Annotated in this window: 17 protein-coding genes, 1 tRNA gene and 1 pseudogene; 12 read left to right on the top strand and 7 right to left on the bottom strand. The window is 71.2% G+C overall.

The annotated features are described in order from the left end of the window. Positions 1-2 precede the first annotated feature (2 nt). The 4 genes and pseudogenes from AB0950_RS30585 to AB0950_RS30570 all read left to right on the top strand — a co-directional run. Positions 3-455, top strand: a pseudogene (locus tag AB0950_RS30585) (DUF501 domain-containing protein); the annotation flags it as partial. Positions 456-662: 207 nt separating this feature from the next. Then, positions 663-1,565 carry a Ppx/GppA phosphatase family protein gene (locus tag AB0950_RS30580; protein ID WP_366779909.1) on the top strand — a complete coding sequence of 301 codons (903 nt, stop codon included), beginning with the start codon at positions 663-665 and terminating at the stop codon, positions 1,563-1,565. Between the two features lie 444 nt (positions 1,566-2,009). After that, positions 2,010-3,389, top strand: coding sequence for an NAD(P)/FAD-dependent oxidoreductase (locus AB0950_RS30575; RefSeq protein WP_360574714.1), 1,380 nt, complete (start codon positions 2,010-2,012; stop codon positions 3,387-3,389). Positions 3,390-3,593: 204 nt separating this feature from the next. Then, the gene (locus AB0950_RS30570) at positions 3,594-4,886 is read left to right on the top strand and encodes a cyclopropane-fatty-acyl-phospholipid synthase family protein (RefSeq protein WP_360574713.1); all 1,293 of its coding nucleotides are present in this window, start codon (positions 3,594-3,596) and stop codon (positions 4,884-4,886) included. A 61-nt stretch (positions 4,887-4,947) separates the two neighbouring features. Here AB0950_RS30570 and AB0950_RS30565 read toward each other — a convergent pair whose 3' ends face one another. Both AB0950_RS30565 and AB0950_RS30560 read right to left on the bottom strand, forming a co-directional pair. After that, positions 4,948-7,476 carry an ABC transporter permease gene (locus tag AB0950_RS30565; protein ID WP_360157904.1) on the bottom strand — a complete coding sequence of 843 codons (2,529 nt, stop codon included), beginning with the start codon at positions 7,474-7,476 and terminating at the stop codon, positions 4,948-4,950. Further along, on the bottom strand, positions 7,476-8,246 hold the full coding sequence (locus tag AB0950_RS30560) for an ABC transporter ATP-binding protein (protein ID WP_360574711.1): 771 nt from the start codon (positions 8,244-8,246) through the stop codon (positions 7,476-7,478). Before AB0950_RS30560 ends, AB0950_RS30565 begins: the two co-directional genes overlap by 1 nt. Positions 8,247-8,694: 448 nt before the next feature. Between AB0950_RS30560 and AB0950_RS30555 the strand changes: the two genes are divergently transcribed. Beyond that, positions 8,695-8,778 (top strand) — tRNA-Leu (locus AB0950_RS30555). Between the two features lie 72 nt (positions 8,779-8,850). On the opposite strand, the gene AB0950_RS30550 is transcribed toward AB0950_RS30555, so the two are convergent. From AB0950_RS30550 to AB0950_RS30540, 3 genes are all read right to left on the bottom strand, one after another. Further along, complete coding sequence (locus AB0950_RS30550) at positions 8,851-9,735, bottom strand: hypothetical protein (RefSeq protein ID WP_366779867.1); 885 nt, start codon at positions 9,733-9,735, stop codon at positions 8,851-8,853. A 189-nt stretch (positions 9,736-9,924) separates the two neighbouring features. Continuing rightward, positions 9,925-10,176, bottom strand: coding sequence for a hypothetical protein (locus tag AB0950_RS30545; RefSeq protein WP_360157895.1), 252 nt, complete (start codon positions 10,174-10,176; stop codon positions 9,925-9,927). Between the two features lie 141 nt (positions 10,177-10,317). Next, positions 10,318-10,725, bottom strand: coding sequence for a helix-turn-helix transcriptional regulator (locus tag AB0950_RS30540; protein WP_360157892.1), 408 nt, complete (start codon positions 10,723-10,725; stop codon positions 10,318-10,320). Positions 10,726-10,957: 232 nt separating this feature from the next. Between AB0950_RS30540 and AB0950_RS30535 the strand changes: the two genes are divergently transcribed. The 6 genes from AB0950_RS30535 (at position 10,958) to AB0950_RS30510 (ending at position 16,609) form a co-directional block, all read left to right on the top strand. Further along, on the top strand, positions 10,958-11,173 hold the full coding sequence (locus AB0950_RS30535) for a hypothetical protein (protein WP_360157889.1): 216 nt from the start codon (positions 10,958-10,960) through the stop codon (positions 11,171-11,173). Between the two features lie 42 nt (positions 11,174-11,215). After that, the gene (locus AB0950_RS30530; protein WP_360157886.1) at positions 11,216-11,434 is read left to right on the top strand and encodes a hypothetical protein; all 219 of its coding nucleotides are present in this window, start codon (positions 11,216-11,218) and stop codon (positions 11,432-11,434) included. A 95-nt stretch (positions 11,435-11,529) separates the two neighbouring features. Then, positions 11,530-13,455, top strand: a complete 1,926-nt coding sequence (locus AB0950_RS30525) for a hypothetical protein (RefSeq protein WP_366779866.1) — start codon at positions 11,530-11,532, stop codon at positions 13,453-13,455. Between the two features lie 61 nt (positions 13,456-13,516). After that, on the top strand, positions 13,517-14,200 hold the full coding sequence (locus tag AB0950_RS30520) for a hypothetical protein (RefSeq protein WP_366779865.1): 684 nt from the start codon (positions 13,517-13,519) through the stop codon (positions 14,198-14,200). Positions 14,201-14,400: 200 nt separating this feature from the next. Next, positions 14,401-15,579, top strand: a complete 1,179-nt coding sequence (locus AB0950_RS30515) for a 4-hydroxybenzoate 3-monooxygenase (protein ID WP_360157877.1) — start codon at positions 14,401-14,403, stop codon at positions 15,577-15,579. Between the two features lie 169 nt (positions 15,580-15,748). Continuing rightward, a complete protein-coding gene (locus AB0950_RS30510; protein WP_366779864.1) occupies positions 15,749-16,609 on the top strand; it encodes a Bax inhibitor-1/YccA family protein in 861 nt (286 codons plus the stop codon). A 69-nt stretch (positions 16,610-16,678) separates the two neighbouring features. Here the strand turns inward: AB0950_RS30510 and AB0950_RS30505 are convergent, their stop codons facing one another. Next, positions 16,679-16,909: a DUF4287 domain-containing protein gene (locus AB0950_RS30505; RefSeq protein ID WP_020940491.1), complete on the bottom strand. Its 231-nt coding sequence runs from the start codon at positions 16,907-16,909 to the stop codon at positions 16,679-16,681. A 99-nt stretch (positions 16,910-17,008) separates the two neighbouring features. On the opposite strand from AB0950_RS30505, the gene AB0950_RS30500 reads away from it, so the two are divergent. Then, on the top strand, positions 17,009-17,320 hold the full coding sequence (locus tag AB0950_RS30500; protein WP_360157871.1) for a hypothetical protein: 312 nt from the start codon (positions 17,009-17,011) through the stop codon (positions 17,318-17,320). An 11-nt stretch (positions 17,321-17,331) separates the two neighbouring features. Here AB0950_RS30500 and AB0950_RS30495 read toward each other — a convergent pair whose 3' ends face one another. Then, complete coding sequence (locus tag AB0950_RS30495; RefSeq protein ID WP_360158244.1) at positions 17,332-18,105, bottom strand: hypothetical protein; 774 nt, start codon at positions 18,103-18,105, stop codon at positions 17,332-17,334. Positions 18,106-18,292 lie beyond the last annotated feature (187 nt).

Here is an 18,292-nt window from a genome sequence, read left to right as displayed (position 1 = left end):
TCATGGAAACGCCCCCGCCGCCCACCCCGCGCACCGAACCCACCGACGCGGACGTCGAGGCCTTCAAGCAGCAGCTCGGCCGCCCGCCGCGGGGCCTGCGGGCCATCGCGCACCGCTGTCCGTGCGGCCGGCCGGACGTCGTGGAGACCGCGCCGCGGCTGCCCGACGGCACGCCCTTCCCGACGACGTACTACCTGACGTGCCCGCGCGCCGCCTCGGCGATCGGGACGCTGGAGGCGAACGGCGTCATGAAGGAGATGACGGAACGCCTCCAGAGCGACACCGAGCTGGCCGCGGCCTACCGGGCCGCGCACGAGGACTACATCGCGCGCCGGGACGCCATCGAGGTCCTGGAGGGCTTCCCCAGCGCCGGCGGCATGCCCGACCGCGTGAAGTGCCTGCACGTCCTGGTCGCCCACTCGCTGGCCGCGGGACCGGGGGTGAACCCGCTCGGCGACGAGGCGCTCGCGATGCTGCCGGAGTGGTGGCGCAAGGGGCCGTGCGTGCAGCCGCTGGCCGCGCCGGACCCCGCGGACGAGCACCCCGGCGAGGAGGGCGCCGTCCGCGACCCGGCCGAGGCGCGCGGCGGTTCCTTCGCGGTCCGGCCGCCGGTCCCGGAGGGCTTCTCCCGGGTCGCCGCCGTCGACTGCGGCACGAACTCCATCCGGCTGCTGGTCGCCGACGTCAACCCGGCCACCGGCGAACTGCTGGAGCTGGACCGGCGCATGACCATCGTGCGGCTCGGCCAGGACGTGGACCGCACCGGCCGGCTGGCGCCCGAGGCGCTGGAGCGGACCTTCGCCGCGTGCCGGGAGTACGCCGGGGTGATCCGTGAACTCGGCGCCGCCCAGGTGCGGTTCGTCGCCACCTCCGCCTCCCGCGACGCCGAGAACCGGGACGAGTTCGTGCGCGGGGTGCTGGACATCCTCGGGGTCGAGCCCGAGGTGATCAGCGGCGACCGGGAGGCCGAGTTCTCCTTCACCGGGGCCACCAAGGAACTCAAGGGGCGCGCGGACCTCGCCAGGCCGTACCTGGTGGTGGACATCGGCGGCGGCTCCACCGAGTTCGTCGTCGGCGACGACCGGGTGCGCGCCGCGCGCTCGGTGGACGTCGGCTGCGTGCGGATGACGGAACGTCACCTGGTGCGGGGCGGCAAGGTCTCCGACCCGCCGACCGCGGAGCAGATCGCCGCGATGCGGGCCGACATCGAGGCGGCCCTGGACCTCGCCGAGGAGACGGTCCCGCTGCGCGAGGCGCGCACCCTGGTGGGGCTCGCCGGGTCCGTGACCACCGTCTCCGCCATCGCCCAGGACCTGCCCGAGTACGACTCCGCGCGCATCCACCACTCCCGGATCTCCCGCGACCGCGTCCGCGAGATCACCGAGTGGCTGCTGCGCTCCACCCACGCCGAGCGGGCGGCGGTCCCGTCCATGCACCCGGGCCGGGTCGACGTCATCGGCGCGGGCGCCCTGGTGCTGCTCGCGATCATGGAGCGGACCGGTGCCGAGGAGGTCGTGGTGAGCGAGCACGACATCCTCGACGGCATCGCGTGGTCGGTGGCGTAGCTCTCTTTTGTTACTGATGGGTAGCGGTCTGCTGAGCAGGCCGGATAACGTTTGAGCGGCATGGAGGGGCTCTGCGGGGCCCCTCCGGTGCGATCACCCGGGAAAGTTCGTGAAGTTCTTCACAAGGAATTCGGTCGGGTCGTGCCGCGAACGGGGTCCGGTTGGCCCTTCCGGGGGGCCAAAGGCCGTTTGAACATGTTCAGATGACGGGCGCGGAGGCGCTGCGGAAAGAGTTGTTCCGGGCGGGTCTCGGGACCCTCACCACCGCCCGGCCGACCCGGAGAGGCAGCTCACGCGGCATTGACAACGGCCCAAAGGGGGATGCGGTTCCCTTGGCCGATCATGATCCGCGTCACGCGGGCCGCGGAGTGTAGCACAGGGCCTGTCATACCTTGTGAAGGGGCGCACGAGCACCCCCCTCGGAGCGGGTGGATACTCGATGGCATGAGCACCACGGAGCGTCCCAGGATCCTCGTAGTAGGCGGTGGGTACGTAGGCCTGTACGCAGCTCGGCGCATTCTCAAGAAGATGCGCTACGGCGAGGCGACCGTCACGGTCGTCGACCCCCGGTCGTACATGACCTACCAGCCCTTCCTCCCCGAAGCCGCCGCCGGCAACATCTCCCCCCGGCACGTCGTCGTCCCGCTGCGGCGCGTGCTGCCGAAGGCGGAGGTCCTCACCGGTCGGGTCACCACCATCGACCAGGACCGCAAGGTCGCCACGATCGCCCCGCTGGTGGGCGAGGCGTACGAGCTGCCCTTCGACTACCTCGTCATCGCGATGGGCGCGGTCTCCCGCACCTTCCCGATCCCCGGCCTCGCCGAGCAGGGCATCGGCATGAAGGGCATCGAGGAGTCCATCGGCCTGCGCAACCACGTGCTGGAGCAGCTGGACAAGGCCGACTCCACCAACGACGAGGAGATCCGCCGCAAGGCGCTCACCTTCGTCTTCATCGGCGGCGGCTTCGCGGGCGCGGAGACCATCGGCGAGGTCGAGGACATGGCCCGGGACGCGGCCAAGTACTACAAGAACGTGTCCCGCGAGGACATGCGCTTCATCCTCGTCGACGCCGCCGACAAGATCCTCCCCGAGGTGGGTCCCAAGCTCGGCCAGTACGGCAAGGAGCACCTGGAGAGCCGGGGCGTGGAGATCTACCTCTCCACCTCCATGGAGTCCTGCGTCGACGGCCACGTGGTGCTGAAGAACGGCCTCGAGGTCGACGCCGACACCATCGTGTGGACCGCCGGCGTCAAGCCGAACCCGGCGCTCGCCCGCTTCGGTCTGCCGCTCGGCCCGCGCGGCCACGTCGACTGCGAGCCCACGCTCCAGGTCAAGGGCACGGACTACATCTGGGCCGCCGGCGACAACGCACAGGTCCCGGACCTCGTCGGCCGCAAGGCGGGCAACGAGAACGCCTGGTGCCCGCCGAACGCCCAGCACGCGCTGCGCCAGGCCAGGGTGCTCGGCGACAACGTGGTCTCCGGCATGCGGGGCTTCCCGCAGAAGGACTACGAGCACGCCAACAAGGGTGCGGTCGCCGGTCTCGGCCTGCACAAGGGCGTGGCCATGATCGTCATGGGCAAGATGAAGATCAAGCTCAAGGGCCGCCTCGCCTGGTACATGCACCGTGGCTACCACGGTCTGGCGATGCCGACCTGGAACCGCAAGATCCGCGTCTTCGCCGACTGGACGCTCGGCATGTTCCTCAAGCGCGAGGTCGTCTCCCTGGGCGCCATGGAGAACCCGCGCGAGGAGTTCTACGAGGCCGCGAAGCCGGCGCCGGTCGCCGCCGCGAAGACCGAGGAGAAGGCCAAGGCCTCCTGACCCCGGTCACCTGAAACACCCCGAAGGGGCCGCCTGCCATCCGTGGTGCGGGCGGCCCCTTCGGCGTGTCCGGCACCGGTCCATCTGTATGGCGACTACAACTTTTTTTGCCCAGTTGTAACTCCTTTGCGGGACTGCGCGAGACAGCGGACGGTGTTTACGTGGTTACCGGCATCCGGGATCGTCGTCTTGGAGGTGTGCGCCATGGCCGACGCCGCGTCGCGGCTGAGGAGTCTTGCCGAGCAGATGCTGGGAGCCCCGCTCCCGGTGCGGATCCGGGCCTGGGACGGCTCGCTGGCCGGGCCGCCGGACGCGCCGGCGCTGGTCGTGCGCAACCGCCGGGCCCTGCGCCGCATCCTGTTCAAACCGGGCGAGCTGGGCCTCGTCCGCGCCTGGGTCTCCGGGGACCTGGAGATCGAGGGCGACCTGTACGCCACGCTGGACGCGCTGGCGGGGCTGGTCTGGGAGCGCGGCGAGGACGCCCGGGGTCTCGGGGAGGCCCTGCGCGACCCCGCCGTACGGGCCGCCGCACGGGATCTGCTGAAGCTGGCCGGGCCGCCGATTCCGCCCGCGCCGCCGCGCGAGGAGGTCCGCAGACCGCGCCGGCGTCTGCACACGCGGCGCACCGACCGGCGGGCCATCAGCCACCACTACGACGTCGGCAACGACTTCTACGAGATCGTCCTCGGGCCGTCCATGGTGTACTCCTGCGCGTACTGGGAGGATGGTGGCACCCTGGAGACCGCCCAGCGGGACAAGCTCGAACTCGTCTGCGCCAAGCTCGGCCTGAGAGAGGGCCAGCGGCTGCTGGACGTCGGCTGCGGCTGGGGCTCGATGGCGATCCACGCGGCCCGTGAGCACGGCGTGAGCGTCGTCGGGGTCACGCTGTCGCAGGAGCAGGCGGCGTACGCCCGCAAGCGCGTCGCCGACGAGGGGTTGACCGACCGGGTGGAGATCAGGGTCCAGGACTACCGGGACGTCACCGACGGGCCGTTCGACGCCATCTCCTCCATCGGCATGGCCGAACACGTCGGCGCCGAGCGCTATCTGGAGTACGCCAGGCAGCTGTACCGCCTGCTCAAGCCCGGCGGTCGGCTGCTCAACCACCAGATCGGCCGCCGCCCGCAGCGCGACGAATCGGCGTACGAGGTCGACCAGTTCATCGACGCCTACGTCTTCCCCGACGGCGAACTCGCCCCGATCGGCACCACCGTGACCCAGCTGGAGTCCGCCGGGTTCGAGGTGCGGGACGTGGAGTCGCTGCGCGAGCACTACAACCGCACCCTGCGCCGCTGGGTGACCAACCTGGAGCGGGACTGGGACCGCGCGGTCCGCCTCACCAGCCCCGGCCGGGCCCGGGTCTGGCGGCTGTACATGGCCGCCTCCGCGCTCGCCTTCGAACACAACCGGATCGGCGTCAACCAGGTCCTGGCCGTTCGCACCCCGGAGTCCGGCGCCTCCGGGCTGCCGCTGCGCACCCGGACCTGGAACACCTGACCCGGGTACGGCAGAAGGGGGGCCCGTTTCCACGGGCCCCCCTTCGCCTCCGTACCGGCCGCTACTCGGCCTTGATCGCCGCCAGCATGTTCAGCCGGGCCGCGCGCCGGGCCGGCCACAGGGCGGCCAGGACGCCGACCGTGCCCGCCAGCAGCAGGAAGACCGCCATCCGGCCCCAGGGCAGGACCAGTTCGTACGTCGGCATCTTCGTGCCCAGCAGCTGACCGGCCGCCCAGCCGAAGAACACGCCGAGCCCGATGCCGAGCACCCCGCCGAACAGGGAGATCACCAGGGACTCCAGGCGCACCATCCGCTTGACCGCCTTGCGGTCCAGGCCGATCGCGCGGAGCATGCCGATCTCCTGGGCGCGTTCGAACACCGACATGGCCAGGGTGTTGACGACGCCGAGGACCGCGACGATCACCGCCATGCCGAGCAGGCCGTAGAGCATGTTCAGCATCGTCGTGAACATCTGCGCGATGCTGTTGGAGATGTCCTGCTTGTCCTGGATCTTGATCGCCGGGTTCTTGCCGAGCATCTCGGCCAGCCGGTCCTTGGTCGCGCCGGAGGCGCCGCCCGCCGTCCTGACCATGACCTGCATGTCGGCCGGGTCCTTCAGGTGCGGGGTGAGGACCGTGTCGTCGAGCATGATCCCGTTGATCAGGTCGTTGCCCTCGTAGACACCGGCGACGGTCAGGGTGCGCGCCTTGCCGTCCTCGAAGTGCGCGGTGAAGTGCGAGCCGGGCGTCCAGCCGTACTCCTCGGCCCGGTCCTTGTCCACGACGACCCGCGTGCCGCTCACCGTGAACGCGCCCTGGTCCACCTTCAGGTCCGTCAGCTTCCCGATGGACGAGCCGTCGACCCCGGTCAGGAACTCGGTCTTGCCGTCGATGCGGGACTCGGCGTTGCGCAGCGGGCTGCTGGCGGTGACGCCCTTGGCGGTGGCGAGCTTCTGCGCGACGTCCGGGGAGAGCGGGGAGCGGTTCGCCATCGAGACCACGTAGTCCGCGCGGATCGCCGAGGAGGCCATCTTGTCGATCGCGGTCTGCAGGCTGCCCGCCATCACCGTCATGCCGGTGATCAGGGTCAGGCCGATCATCAGCGCGGAGGCGGTGGCCGCGGTACGGCGCGGGTTGCGCACCGAGTTCTGCCGGGCCAGCTTGCCCGACACCCCGAAGGCGCGCAGCACCGGGGCGGCGGCCGCGATCAGCGGGCGGGACAGCAGCGGGGTCAGGATGAACACGCCGATGATCAGCAGGACCGCGCCGAGACCCATCGGGCCCTGGGCGGAGTCGGCGTCCATCGTCGTGGCCGCGAGGACCACCGCGACACCGGCCCCCGCGAACAGCGCGCCCAGAGTGTTGCGCAGTACCAGCGACTTGGTGGTGGCCTTGGCGTGGACGCTGCTCATCGCCGCCACCGGCGGGATCTTCGCGGCGCGCCGGCCGGGCAGCCAGGCGGCCAGCATGGTGATGAGGACGCCGACCGCGAGCGCGGCCGCCACCGTGCCGGGGCTGATCACCAGCGGCCCGTCGGGCACGCTCGCGCCGAAGGAGCCCAGCAGCGAGCGCAGCCCCGCGCCGATGCCGATGCCGGCGGCGAGCCCGGCCACACCGGCGACCGTGCCGACGGCGAACGCCTCGAGGAGCACCGAGCGGGTGACCTGGCGGCGGGAGGCGCCGACCGCGCGCAGCAGGGCCAGTTCCCGGGTGCGCTGGGCGACCAGCATGGTGAAGGTGTTGGCGATGATGAACGTGCCGACGAACAGCGCGATGCCCGCGAACACCAGCAGTGCCTGCCTCAGGCTGCTCATCGAGTCGGCGATCTGCTTCGCCTGGTCGTCGGCGAGCTGCTTGCCGGTGGTGGTCTTCACCAGATGTGCGGGCAGCGCCTTGTCGAGCGCGGCCTTCAGCGCGGACTGGCCGGTGCCGGGCGCGGCCTTGACGTCGATCTCGTCGTAGCCTCCCTTCTTGCCGAACAGCGCCTGCGCGGTGGGCGTGTCGAACAGGGCGAGGCTGCCGCCGGCGGAGACGTTGCCGTCGTCGGTGGTGAAGACCCCGGCGAGCCTCGGGGTGAGGACCGGGCCGTTCACGGACAGGCGCACGGTGTCGCCGACCCGGTAACCGGCCCGCTTCGCGGTCTTGGAGTCGAGCAGCACCTCGCCGCTGCCGTGCGGGGCGTGGCCGCTGACCAGCGGATAGCGGGCGTCCTTGGTGCCCCAGTAGTTGCCGCCGTTGGACTGCCAGTCGCCGCCGACGAGCTTGCCGTGCCGGTCGGCCACGGCGGTGAAGCCGCTGACGACACCGGTCGCGGAGGCGGCGCCGGGGACCTTGGCGGCCTTGTCCAGCGTGGCCTGCGTCAGGTCGGACAGCTTGCCGACGCTGTCGCCCGCGGACTCCTGGTACTTGGGCCGTACGGCGACGTCGACCTGGTCGAAGCCCTTGGCGGAACTCTTCTGGTAGGCGTCGGAGATGGTGTTGGTGAAGACGAGCGTCCCGGAGACGAAGGCCACGCCGAGCATGACGGCGAGGACGGTCATCAGCAGCCGGGCCTTGTGCGCGAGGACGTTGCGCAGGGCGGTGCGGAACATCAGGAGGTACGGCCCTTCGCGTCGAACTGCTTCATCGTGTCGAGAACGGTCTCGGCCGTGGGGGCGTACATCTCGTCGACGATCCGGCCGTCGGCGAGGAAGATCACGCGGTCCGCGTAGGCGGCGGCCACCGGGTCGTGGGTCACCATGACGACGGTCTGGCCCAGTTCGCGCACGGAGTTGCGCAGGAAGCCGAGGACCTCGGCGCCGGAGCGCGAGTCGAGGTTTCCGGTCGGCTCGTCGCCGAAGATGATCTCGGGCCGGGAGGCGAGGGCGCGGGCGACGGCCACGCGCTGCTGCTGGCCGCCGGAGAGCTGCGAGGGCCGGTGTCCGAGCCGGTCCGACAGGCCGACCATCGAGATGACCCGGTCGAGCCAGGCCTTGTCCGGTTTCCGCCCGGCGATGTCCATCGGCAGGGTGATGTTCTCCAGGGCGGTCAGCGTCGGCAGCAGGTTGAACGCCTGGAATATGAAGCCGATCTTGTCGCGGCGGAGCTTGGTGAGCTGCCTGTCCTTCAGCGAGCCCAGCTCGGTGTCGCCGATCCGCACGGATCCGGAGGAGAAGGTGTCGAGGCCGGCCACGCAGTGCATCAGCGTGGACTTGCCGGAGCCGGACGGGCCCATGATCGCGGTGAACTCGGCCTGCCGGAAGTCGACGGAGACCCGGTCCAGGGCGACCACCCGGGTCTCACCCTGCCCGTAGATCTTCGACAGCTCCGTGGCGCGTGCGGCCACTGCGGTGGTCCGGCCTGCGGTGGGTGTGGTGGTCACGGGAAGGTGCTCCTGTCGGGACGACGTCTGTTCCATGGGGACCGCTCCATCGTCCCGGCGCCACGGGCGCGTGGAGTCAGTCGCTGTTCCGGTTCCGGGGGGCGACTCGGGTCGGACGGGAGGGCGCCGTGTCATACCTGGGGAGGACGGAGGACCCTGAGAGGCGGCACCGCCGGGACCGCCCGGGAACGGCCGCGGGGACCGCCGTCGAACCCTGGTCGAACGGCGTCGGGAACGGGTGGAACACCCTCGTTCGGACGGTGAAATTCCGTCATTCCCCGTACGCGCGAACCCCCGTCACGTCAGGCTGTTGGCAAGTGCGGATGGCCCGTTCCGCGGGCTGATGCACCCTCAGACGTCAATAAAATAAGACAACATCGGTCCGCCCTTCCGCTGTTCGGGGGATGCGTCCCGATAGGCTCGAACCTCGAAGCGGAGCCCATGGCCTGCCCGGATGGTGGAATGCAGACACGGCGAGCTTAAACCTCGCTGCCCCTTCGCGGGCGTGCCGGTTCAAGTCCGGCTCCGGGCACTCGCTCCTGCACCGTGCGTGACTACTCTGGCGATGCCTCTCAGCTTCTTCACCGGCGGCAGCCAGATTGCGTCAGGGGACGAGAGGTGCTGCCGCATCGGCTGTGCCGAAGGGCGAAGGGCCGATCTCCGGGAAGGGGACGACGTAGGGGAAGAAGACGAAGCCCTCCGCAGCGGTGCGCACGGCCTGCAGAAGGCTCGCTGTGTCGGGGACTTCTTCTCCTGGCGGCGCCTGCGGTTCGACCACCGCCGGCGCGTCCACACCGCCGGTGCTGCTGGGCGCCGAAGGCATCCTGCCGGGACCGGTCGGGAAGGACTGCTGCTGTGGGAGGTCGCCGACAGGGGCGGCTGTGGCCGTGGCGCTGGGCGGGGCTGTCGGAGTGGGGGCGGCCGAGCGGTGGGGCTCTGCCGGGCGCTTGTGCTTCGGGCCGGCTAAGCGGCTGAGTCTGGCCGTCGTACCGCCGCTGCCGGAGGTGCCTCCGGTGGTATCGCCGTCGCCGGAGGTGCCCCCACTGGTATCGCCGTCGCCGGAGGTGCCCCCGGTGGTATCGCCGTCGTCGGAGGGCGCCGTCGACTCCGACGGGCTGGGTCCGGCCGAGGAACTGGCTGCGGCCGACGGGCTCGGGCGGGGGTCGTGGGGGCAGAGCACTCGGGGGTCCTTGATTCCGTAGCTCAGACCCCACTCCCAGTCACAGCCGCCCCGGTACTCCCTCACCCAGCCGCAGTAGGGGCCGCCGTAGCTGTAACAGGGGGGTTCCCATACCTTCGGGAGCGGATCCATGGCGGACGGCTCGGGCGACTCGGCCTTGCTCCGCGCGGCGCCCATGGCGCTGACCATGCGGACCTGCTCGACGTCGGAACTCGGGGCGGTGAAGTGCGTGTAGAAGAAGGACAGGGCAACGGCCGAGGCGGAGACCGTCACCGTTGCAGCAGCGAGAGCGCAGCGGGTCAGACGCATAACTGTTCCTCTCGGCTTTGCGGTCTGTCGGAAGGTGCGAACGAACTCTGTGCACGACAGCGCCGCCGCTGTGAGCGCTGGATCCGAACGTATGGTTTGCAGACACCCCCGACCGCCAGCGAACCGCCAGTCAGGCGGCCTTGCGCCGGTTTTTTCACCCGAAGAGTCTCGCCTCGATCGTGCGGCGCCTCACCCCTCGTAGACCGTCAGCACCGCGCCGTCCACCTCGATGCGCCGGCCCGCCCGCAGCCCGTCCGTGCGCAGGGTGCGCAGGCAGGTGTGGAACAGCGCCAGCTCGTCCGCGTCCAGGATCGCGGCGGCCAGGTCCAGCAGTTCGGTCACCGCGTCCTCGGTGAGCACCTGGGGCAGCTCACCGGAGAGCAGGACGACCGATTCCCCGGCGGGGCCCCGGACCACCGCGGTGGCCGGCCCGCCATGCACGAACAACACGTTCCCCCCAAAGAGCCCGGGTGGTCGTACGGCTCTCGCTCCTCGGGCAGACGAGAGACTAGCGGGGGATGTGGCACCCTTCGGGCGCAGTTGCATGATTTTTCCGGCACGGCCGCGAAGCGGACCTTCCGGTCACTTCTCCGGTGCGGGCCGCGCCGAGCGGCCGAGCAGGGACTCGACCAGGGCGGTGACATGCCGGCGGTCCTCGGCCGACAGCTGCTGCACGCTGGCGATGAGCAGCTCGACCTCGGGGTCGGTGCTGCGGGCGGCCGTAGCGGCCGGGTCCTCGTCGGACGGGCCGCCGTAGACGTGGATGCCGCAGGCCTCGGCCGCGGCCCGGCGCACGGTGTCCAGCGGCAGCTCGAGGCCCTTGGCCAGGCCTTCCAGGGTGGTGGCCTGGGGCATGCGGACGACCCGGTCGGCGGTGGCCAGGTGGTGCACGGTGGAGCGGGGTACGCCGCCGCGCCGTGCCACGTCGCCGTAGGACCAGCCCTGGCGGTCGAGACGCTCACGGATCAACTGCTGCAGTGCGTTGGCCACCGAAGTCCACTTCCTGCTCGCCGCTCGACCTGACCGTCCCTGTCCGCGCCGATTCTACGGGCGGGTAGCGGGGCCGCCGAAAGGGTGATTCACCGAACGGGTTGCGCGCCGGTGCCGCGAGGCCCTAGTGTCCAATCTCGTTGGACAGCTCGTCCGACCAAGTTGGACAGAGCCCGGGGGGAACCTGACTCTCTCCGACCGGAACCGCCTGTTTCCCGAGGGGGAATCGACCATGTTGAACGCCCATGAGCTCGACGCCGAGTCCGCGGAGCTGCTGCCGGGCCGTGAGGCCCTGGGCCGGCTGAAGTTCAGCTTCGGCAAGACGGTCACCGTCACCAAGCACGTCGCGAACATCAGCGCCCACAACGAGTCCGCCGCGCTGAACGACCACTCCTCGTGCTCGGTGGCCGACTCCGGCGCCGCCCAGACCATCAGCGTCAGCCAGTAGCCCGCGCGCCCCGACCGACCCACCACGAAAGGAACCACCACCATGAGCATGGACATGCGCGAGCTGGACGGCGAGTCCGCGGAGCTGCTGCCGGGCCGTGAGGCCCTGGGCCGGCTGAAGTTCAGCTTCGGCAAGACGGTCACCGTCACCAAGCACGTCGCGAACATCGACGCCCACAACGAGTCCGCGGCCCTGAACGACCACTCCTCGTGGTCGGACGCCGAGTCGTCGGCCCAGCAGACGATCAGCGTCAAGCAGTAACGGCACCGCCGCGACAACGGCCGCGGGGCGAATCGCACGTGTGCGGGGCGTCCGCCCCGCGGCCTTGGGGGGAACAGCGTGGGGGGAGACCACGGATGACGGTGCTCGACAACGGCGCCGACGCCCTGTACGACACCGGTCCGGTGCCCGGGCCCGGCGGCTGGCCGGTGACGTACGAACAGGTGACGACCGGCAGCCTGCCGACCGTCGCCACGCCGGTCGGGCCGGCGCCGCGGCTCAGCGCGGGGCTGCGGCTGCACGGCGAGTACCAGGGCTCGGGCTTCACCGAGCCGAAGTACATAGCCCGTCGGGGGGACGGGCAGGTCGTGCAGCTGTCGCGGCTGCTGTACCTGGTGGCGTCGTCCGTCGACGGCATCCGTGACGCCGAGACGATCGCCCACCGGGTCAGCGCCCGCTACGGCCGCGAGGTCAGCGCCGAGAACATCCGCTACCTGCTGGAGAACAAGCTCCAGCCGCTCGGCGTGACGGTGCCCGAGGGCCAGGAGGACGACGAGGTCGACGCCCCGCGCTCCGACCTGCTGCTCGCCCTCAAGGGCCACCGGGTGATCTTCGACGAGCGCCGTACCGGGCGGATCGCGCGGGCTCTGGCCTGGCTGCACCGCCCGGCCGTGGTCGCCGCCGTCCTGCTCGCGGCGCTCGCGATGGACGTGTGGCTGTTCGGCTTCTTCGGGGCGATCGAGCCGGTGCTGGAGGTCCTGGACCAGCCGGTGCTGATCCTCATCGTCTTCGGGCTCACCGTGGCCTCGCTCGTCTTCCACGAGTTCGGCCACGCCTCCGCCTGCCGGTACGGCGGCGCCCGGCCCGGCTGCATCGGCTGCGGGCTGTTCCTCATCTGGCCGTCGATGTACACCGACGTCACCGACGTCTACCGGATCTCGCGCGGGGGCCGGCTCCGCACGGACCTCGGCGGGGTGTACTTCAACGTCGTCTTCATGCTCGCCATGGCCGGGGCCTACTTCGCGACCGGGGCGCAGTTCTTCCTGGCCGCCGTCTACCTCGGGCACTTCGAGATCCTGGAACAGCTGATGCCGGCCGTCCGCCTGGACGGCTACTACATCCTCGGCGACCTCGCCGGGGTGCCGGATCTCTACGGCAAGATCAAGCCGATCCTGCTCTCGCTCGTGCCCGGCGCCAAGGGCCGGGCGGCGCGCACCGAGGTCGCCGGGCTCAAGCGGTCCGCGCGCACCATCGTGGCCGGCTGGGTGCTGACCATGGTGCCGCTGATCGCCGGCGAGATGGGCTACGCGCTGTGGAACCTGCCCCGGATCCTCACCACCATGGTGCGCTCGCTGACCGAGCAACTCCTCGGCACCGGCGCGGCGTTCGCGCACGGGCAGGTCGTCGCCGGGCTCGTCGGGGTGATCGGCAGCGTGATGCTGCTGTGCCCGATGGCCGGTGTCGTCTATCTGTCCGTGAAGATCGGCGGCCGGCTGCTGCGGGCCGCGAAGCGCTCCACCGCCGGACGGCCCCGGCTGCGCCTCGCGCTGTGCGTACTCGCCCTCGCCGGACTGACCGGGCTCTCCTACGCCTGGGTGTGCGGCATGACCCCGAAGCCGCTGCCGAAGAAGCCCCCGATCGCTCCGATCCTGCAGCCCGGGGTGCCGACCGAGGCGCCCTCGCCGAGGGACGCCTCGACCCCGGGCCACGACGGGCACGGCGGGTACGGCACCGGCGGCGCCTCCGTGTCGCCGTCGGCGGTGCCGGGAGCCTCGGCCTCCGCGTCGGGGGCCGCAGCGTCGCCCGGCGCCGCGGCGAGCGCGTCCCTCTCGGCGCCACCGTCGTCGGCGTCGGGGCCGGCGGCGCCCGGCGCGCCGACCGGATCCGGCTCCCATCGGCCGGAGCCGTCCTCCGGCGGCGCCGCCGCGGATCCCACCCCGCCCACCAGCCAGGACCCCGGGCCCCCGGCCTCCCCGACCCCGTCGGAGAGCGTCCCCGCGTCGACGACCGGGAGCCCCACGCCGGCGCCGAGCGACGCCTCGCCCGCACCGGTGTCCTCCTGACACCGCATCAGCCACACTTCTCCGGCCCGCGCGGGCCGCCCGAACCCTGTACGGAGACCCCATGAGCAGCCACCGCAAGGCACGCTCCAGCAACCATCCCTTCGCCCGGCACGCCCTGCGCATGGGCCTGTTCGCGGCCGGAGCCGCCGGAGTCGCCGGCGCGGCCGCCGCCGTACCGGCGCAGGCCGTGACCGGCACGGCGCACGCGGCGTTCGCGTCCGACCACGTCTTCAGCCACGCCGACCGGGCCCACCACACGCGGGCCGAGGACTCCTTCACCATCCGCCAGTTCGGCACCGTGAACGCGGCCGGGGTGCGCAACCAGGCCAACGCCGTCTCCACCGGCTGCTCGGCCGACGACCACTGCCGGTCCGTCGCGCTGTCCTTCCAGATCGTCACGATCGCCGGTGAGCGCACGCACCTGAACGCCGTGAACCTCAGCGACGCGGCCAACAAGGAGTGCACCGGCTGCCAGACCCTCGCCGGCGCCTACCAGTTCGTCGTCTCCACCCCGGCCCCGCTCACCCTGGACGCCGGCGCCGGGCACAAGCTCGCCGACATCCACCGCCGGCTGGACGCGCTGACCCGCTCCACGCTGCCGGCGGCCGAGCTGAAGCAACGCGTCGACGGCCTGGCGGGCGAGGTGAGCGCGGTCCTGCGGGACGCGGTGGCCCACGCGCCGAAGGCCAAGGCCCAGCCCACGGTCACGCTCCACCGCCACCTGGACGGCTGGCCCGGGCACTGACCGCCTGGCCGCCGCGCACGGCCGTCCGCCGGTTCCGAGATGCCCCTCGAGGACCCGGTGGGCGGCCGCGCCGTGCCCGTCCATGGACCTCGGACCCATTGACATCGGATGCCCTCCGGCGCAGACTCGGCCCGCAGGACGTCAGTGAAAAAAAGTTCACCTGACGAACGCCGTAGAGTCGATTCCGAAGGGACGTACCGATGCGCACCACCGTCGGCATCATCGGAGCCGGGCCGGCCGGACTGCTGCTCGCGCGGCTGCTGCACCGCGCCGGCATCGACTCGGTCGTCCTGGAGAGCCGCGACCGTGCCTACGTGGAACATCGGCAGCGCGCCGGAATTCTGGAGCAGGGCACGGTCGACGTGCTGCGCGCGGCCGGCGCCGGGGAGCGGATGGACCGGGAGGGGCTGCGGCACGACGGCATCGAGCTGCGCTTCGACCGGCGCCGGCACCGCGTCGACTTCCCCGGCCTGACCGGCGGCCGGTCGGTGATGGTGTACGCCCAGACCGAGGTCTGCAAGGACCTGATCGCCCTTCAGCTCAAGGAGGGCGGACCGCTGCTGTTCGAGGCCGAGGCGCTGGCCGTGGAGGGCGCCGAGGGCGACCGGCCGCGCATCCGGTTCCGCCACCAGGGCCGCGAGGACGTGCTGGAGTGCGACCACGCCGTCGGCTGCGACGGCTTCTGGGGCGTGGCCCGCAAGGCCTTCCCCGCCGCCCTGTCCCGGACGTTCGAACGGACGTACCCCTACGCCTGGCTCGGCATCCTCGCCGACGTCGCGCCCTCGCACGACGAACTCGTCTACGCCCGCCACGACCGCGGCTTCGCCCTGCTGTCCATGCGCTCCCCCTCCGTCTCCCGCCTCTACCTCCAGGTGCCCGCCGACGCGGACGCGGACAAGTGGAGCGACGAGGAGATCTGGGACGAGCTGGAGCGCCGCTTGGAGACGGACGACGACTGGCGGCTGGAACGCGGCCCCATCACCCAGAAGTCGGTCACGCCGATGCGCTCCTTCGTGCACGAGCCGATGCGGCACGGCCGGCTCTTCCTCGCCGGCGACGCCGCCCACATCGTGCCGCCGACCGGCGCCAAGGGGCTGAACCTCGCCGTCGGCGACGTCGTCACCCTCGCCCGCGCCCTCGCCCACGAGAAGGAGACCGGCTCGGCAAAGCTGCTTGACGCCTACTCCGCGACCTGCCTGCGCCGCGTCTGGCAGGCCGAGCGGTTCTCCTACGACATGACGACGATGCTCCATCCGGCCCCGGACGCCACCCCCTTCGACGCCCGCCTCCAACTGGCCCGGCTGGACCGGATCGCCTCCTCCCGCGCGGCCGGGACCGACCTGGCCGAGGGGTACACGGGATTTCCTCTCGTCGGTTAGGTCGCAGGTTGGTCAGGGAATGCGATCAACCGTGGCCGGGAATCACCGGCTCACGTAGCGTGTTGCGCAGCACGGTGAAGGAAAGATCCTCCTGAAGTACGACGATCGGCCCTTTGCCAATCCATTACTCTTGAGCCAAGGCTGCGCACGGCAGCCATGGAGGAGTGCAATGAGGAGCAGCAACCCGGTCTTCTCGCGACGGGGGTTCAGCCGCGCCGGCGGCTACGCCGGTTTCCACACCGCACCGCAGGCCGGGTACGCGCAGGGCAACCCGTACGCGCAGAACCCCTACGCCCAGAATCCGTACGCGCAGCAGGGTGTTCAGCACGGCGCCCCGCCGCAGGCCCCCGTCACCACCGACCGAATGACGATGGACGACGTCGTCGTCCGCTCGGCCATCACGCTCGGCACCGTCGCCGTCGGCGCCGTCCTCGCCTGGGCGCTGCTGCCGGTCACGGCCACCAGTTACGGCCTGGCCATCGGCTCGGCGATCGTCGCGCTCGTCCTGGCGATGGTCCAGAACTTCAAGCGCACGCCGTCGCCCGCCCTGATCCTCGGGTACGCCGCCTTCGAGGGCGTCTTCCTCGGCGTCATCAGCGAGATGTACAACAGCCGCTGGAGCGGCGCCCCCTTCCAGGCGGTGCTCGGCACCATGGCGGTCTCGGCCGCGACCCTGCTGGTCTACAAGGCCGGCTGGATCCGCGTCACCGCACGCTACGCCCGCGTCGGCATGGCCATCGCCATGGCGTTCCTGGTGGTCATGGCGGTGAACCTGCTGCTGGTCGCCTTCGGCGTCGCCGAGGACGGCGGTCTGCGCAGCTTCGGCCCGCTGGGCGCGCTCGTCGGCATCGTCGCCATCGTGCTCGGCGCGTTCTTCCTGACCCTCGACTTCAAGCAGATCGAGGACGGCATCGCCTACGGCGCCCCGCGCAACGAGTCCTGGCTGGCCGCGTTCGGTCTCACCGTGACGCTGGTCTGGATCTACCTGGAGATGCTGCGCCTGGTCGCGATCTTCACCAACAACGACTAGCGCACACGCCGGTCGTCACGCAGGTCATGAAAAGGGCCCCGGAGTTCCGCTCCGGGGCCCTTTTCGCGTCTAGAGCAGCTTGCGCGCTGCCCTCCTCAGGTCGTACTCGTGGACGATCGCCTTCGCGTGGCCGTACGCGAGGTCGTACTCGTGCCGGAGCCAGCTGACCTTCTCCTCGAAGCGGAACAGGGCGGGGCCTTCTTCAACGGTGCGCAGCCAGTCGGAGACTTCACGACCGGTGCAGTGGGGGATGCGGGCGAGCAGATTGCGGTGGGTCTCCTCCGAGAAGAGCTGGGACATCGGCGCCTCCGAACGCAAAGGGGATGTAAGCCGGTCCTTCACGTCACGGTGCCTGAGCGTTCGCGTATTGGCAACAGTGCGGCGCGTTACGCTCGGCGCGTGGTTGATACGACGCCCTTGAACCGAGCCGTGGATCACTTCGCCGACCGATTGCGCGCGGCACCGCAGAGCCGGCTCCAGCGCGGCGCCGCCGCCGAGGCGCTGGCGCTGGCCAGGCAATTGGCGCGGTGGGCGCAGGCTGTGGAGGAGCCGGGGACGGAGCCCCGGGAGATGCCGGACGCGGGGATGTTCGCCGTGGCGGACCAGATCCTCGTGGCCGCCCATGACGTGGCGCTGGTGCTGCGGAGCGACGACGAGGTCGCCGAAGCGGTGCGGCTGGTGGAGGAGGCGCGGGAGCGGGCGGGAGTCTGAGGCGAGAACCCCTACAGCGACGCGATGACCCGGTCAGCCAGGATGAAGACCATGTCCTCGCCGCAGGCGAAGGTCAGGGTGTAGGCGCCGGAGATGCCGGAGCCGCCCACGAGATAGGGGGCCTCGCCCGCTTCGACCGCCGCCGCCAGGCGTTCGGCGGTCTCGCGGTGGCCCGGGGTCATGCACAGGGTGGTGCCGTCGGCGAAGACGTAGACGTCGAGCGTGCCGAGCGGGCCCGGACGGACGTCGGCGAGTTCGACGCGCTCCGCGGACAGCTGCTCCAGCATGCTGACGGTGCGCTCGTGGTCGTTCACCACCGGCGACTGCACCGGGACGAAGTCCGGGTGCGAGGGGTGGCGGCGGCGGGCCGCGGCCAGTTCCGGGGACTCCCCGGCGAACTCGTCGGCCTCGGCGGTCGGCTCGGACACCGGCTCCAGGCCGGCGAAGTCGGCCTGCCGGGGCAGGAACAGGTCGTGCTCGGGCAGGCCGAGCAGGGTCGGCGTGTCGGAGACGTCCCGGGCCTCCTGCGCCGCCCAGAAGGCACGCGCCTCGGCCAGCTCGCGCTCCCGCTCCTCGGCGAGCGCCTCGGCCACGGCGGCCCGTATGCCCTCGGTGTCGGCGCTGCCGCGGGCACTCGGCAGCAACGCGCCCAAAGCGGCCGCCTGGTTCTCGGCGAGCTGGGCCTGAAGCTCCGCCAGCTGACGGCGCAGCTTCAGAACGGTGCGCAGGACGGCGACGCCCACGGCGCCCGTGGCGGCCGTGGTGAGCAGCAGGGCGATCGGCATGGCGCTCACTGACGTACTCCCAGGTTCAAAGTCGACCCCCGACTTCCTACATCAGCTTGAAGGGCGGACTAAGCAGCTGTCAGTGCGTAACGTCACGAACCGGACAGGGCTTTGGCTTCGCGGGTGTGTCGTGTGCCGCGCTGACCTGCGCTGACCTGCACCGATGTGGTCGGTGAGTCAGATAGGT

Source organism: Streptomyces sp. NPDC007189 (genome assembly GCF_040703635.1).
In the GTDB taxonomy this organism is placed as follows: domain Bacteria; phylum Actinomycetota; class Actinomycetes; order Streptomycetales; family Streptomycetaceae; genus Streptomyces.
The sequence above is the reverse complement of the archived record's forward strand: the minus strand, read 5'-3'. Positions and strand labels throughout refer to the sequence as shown.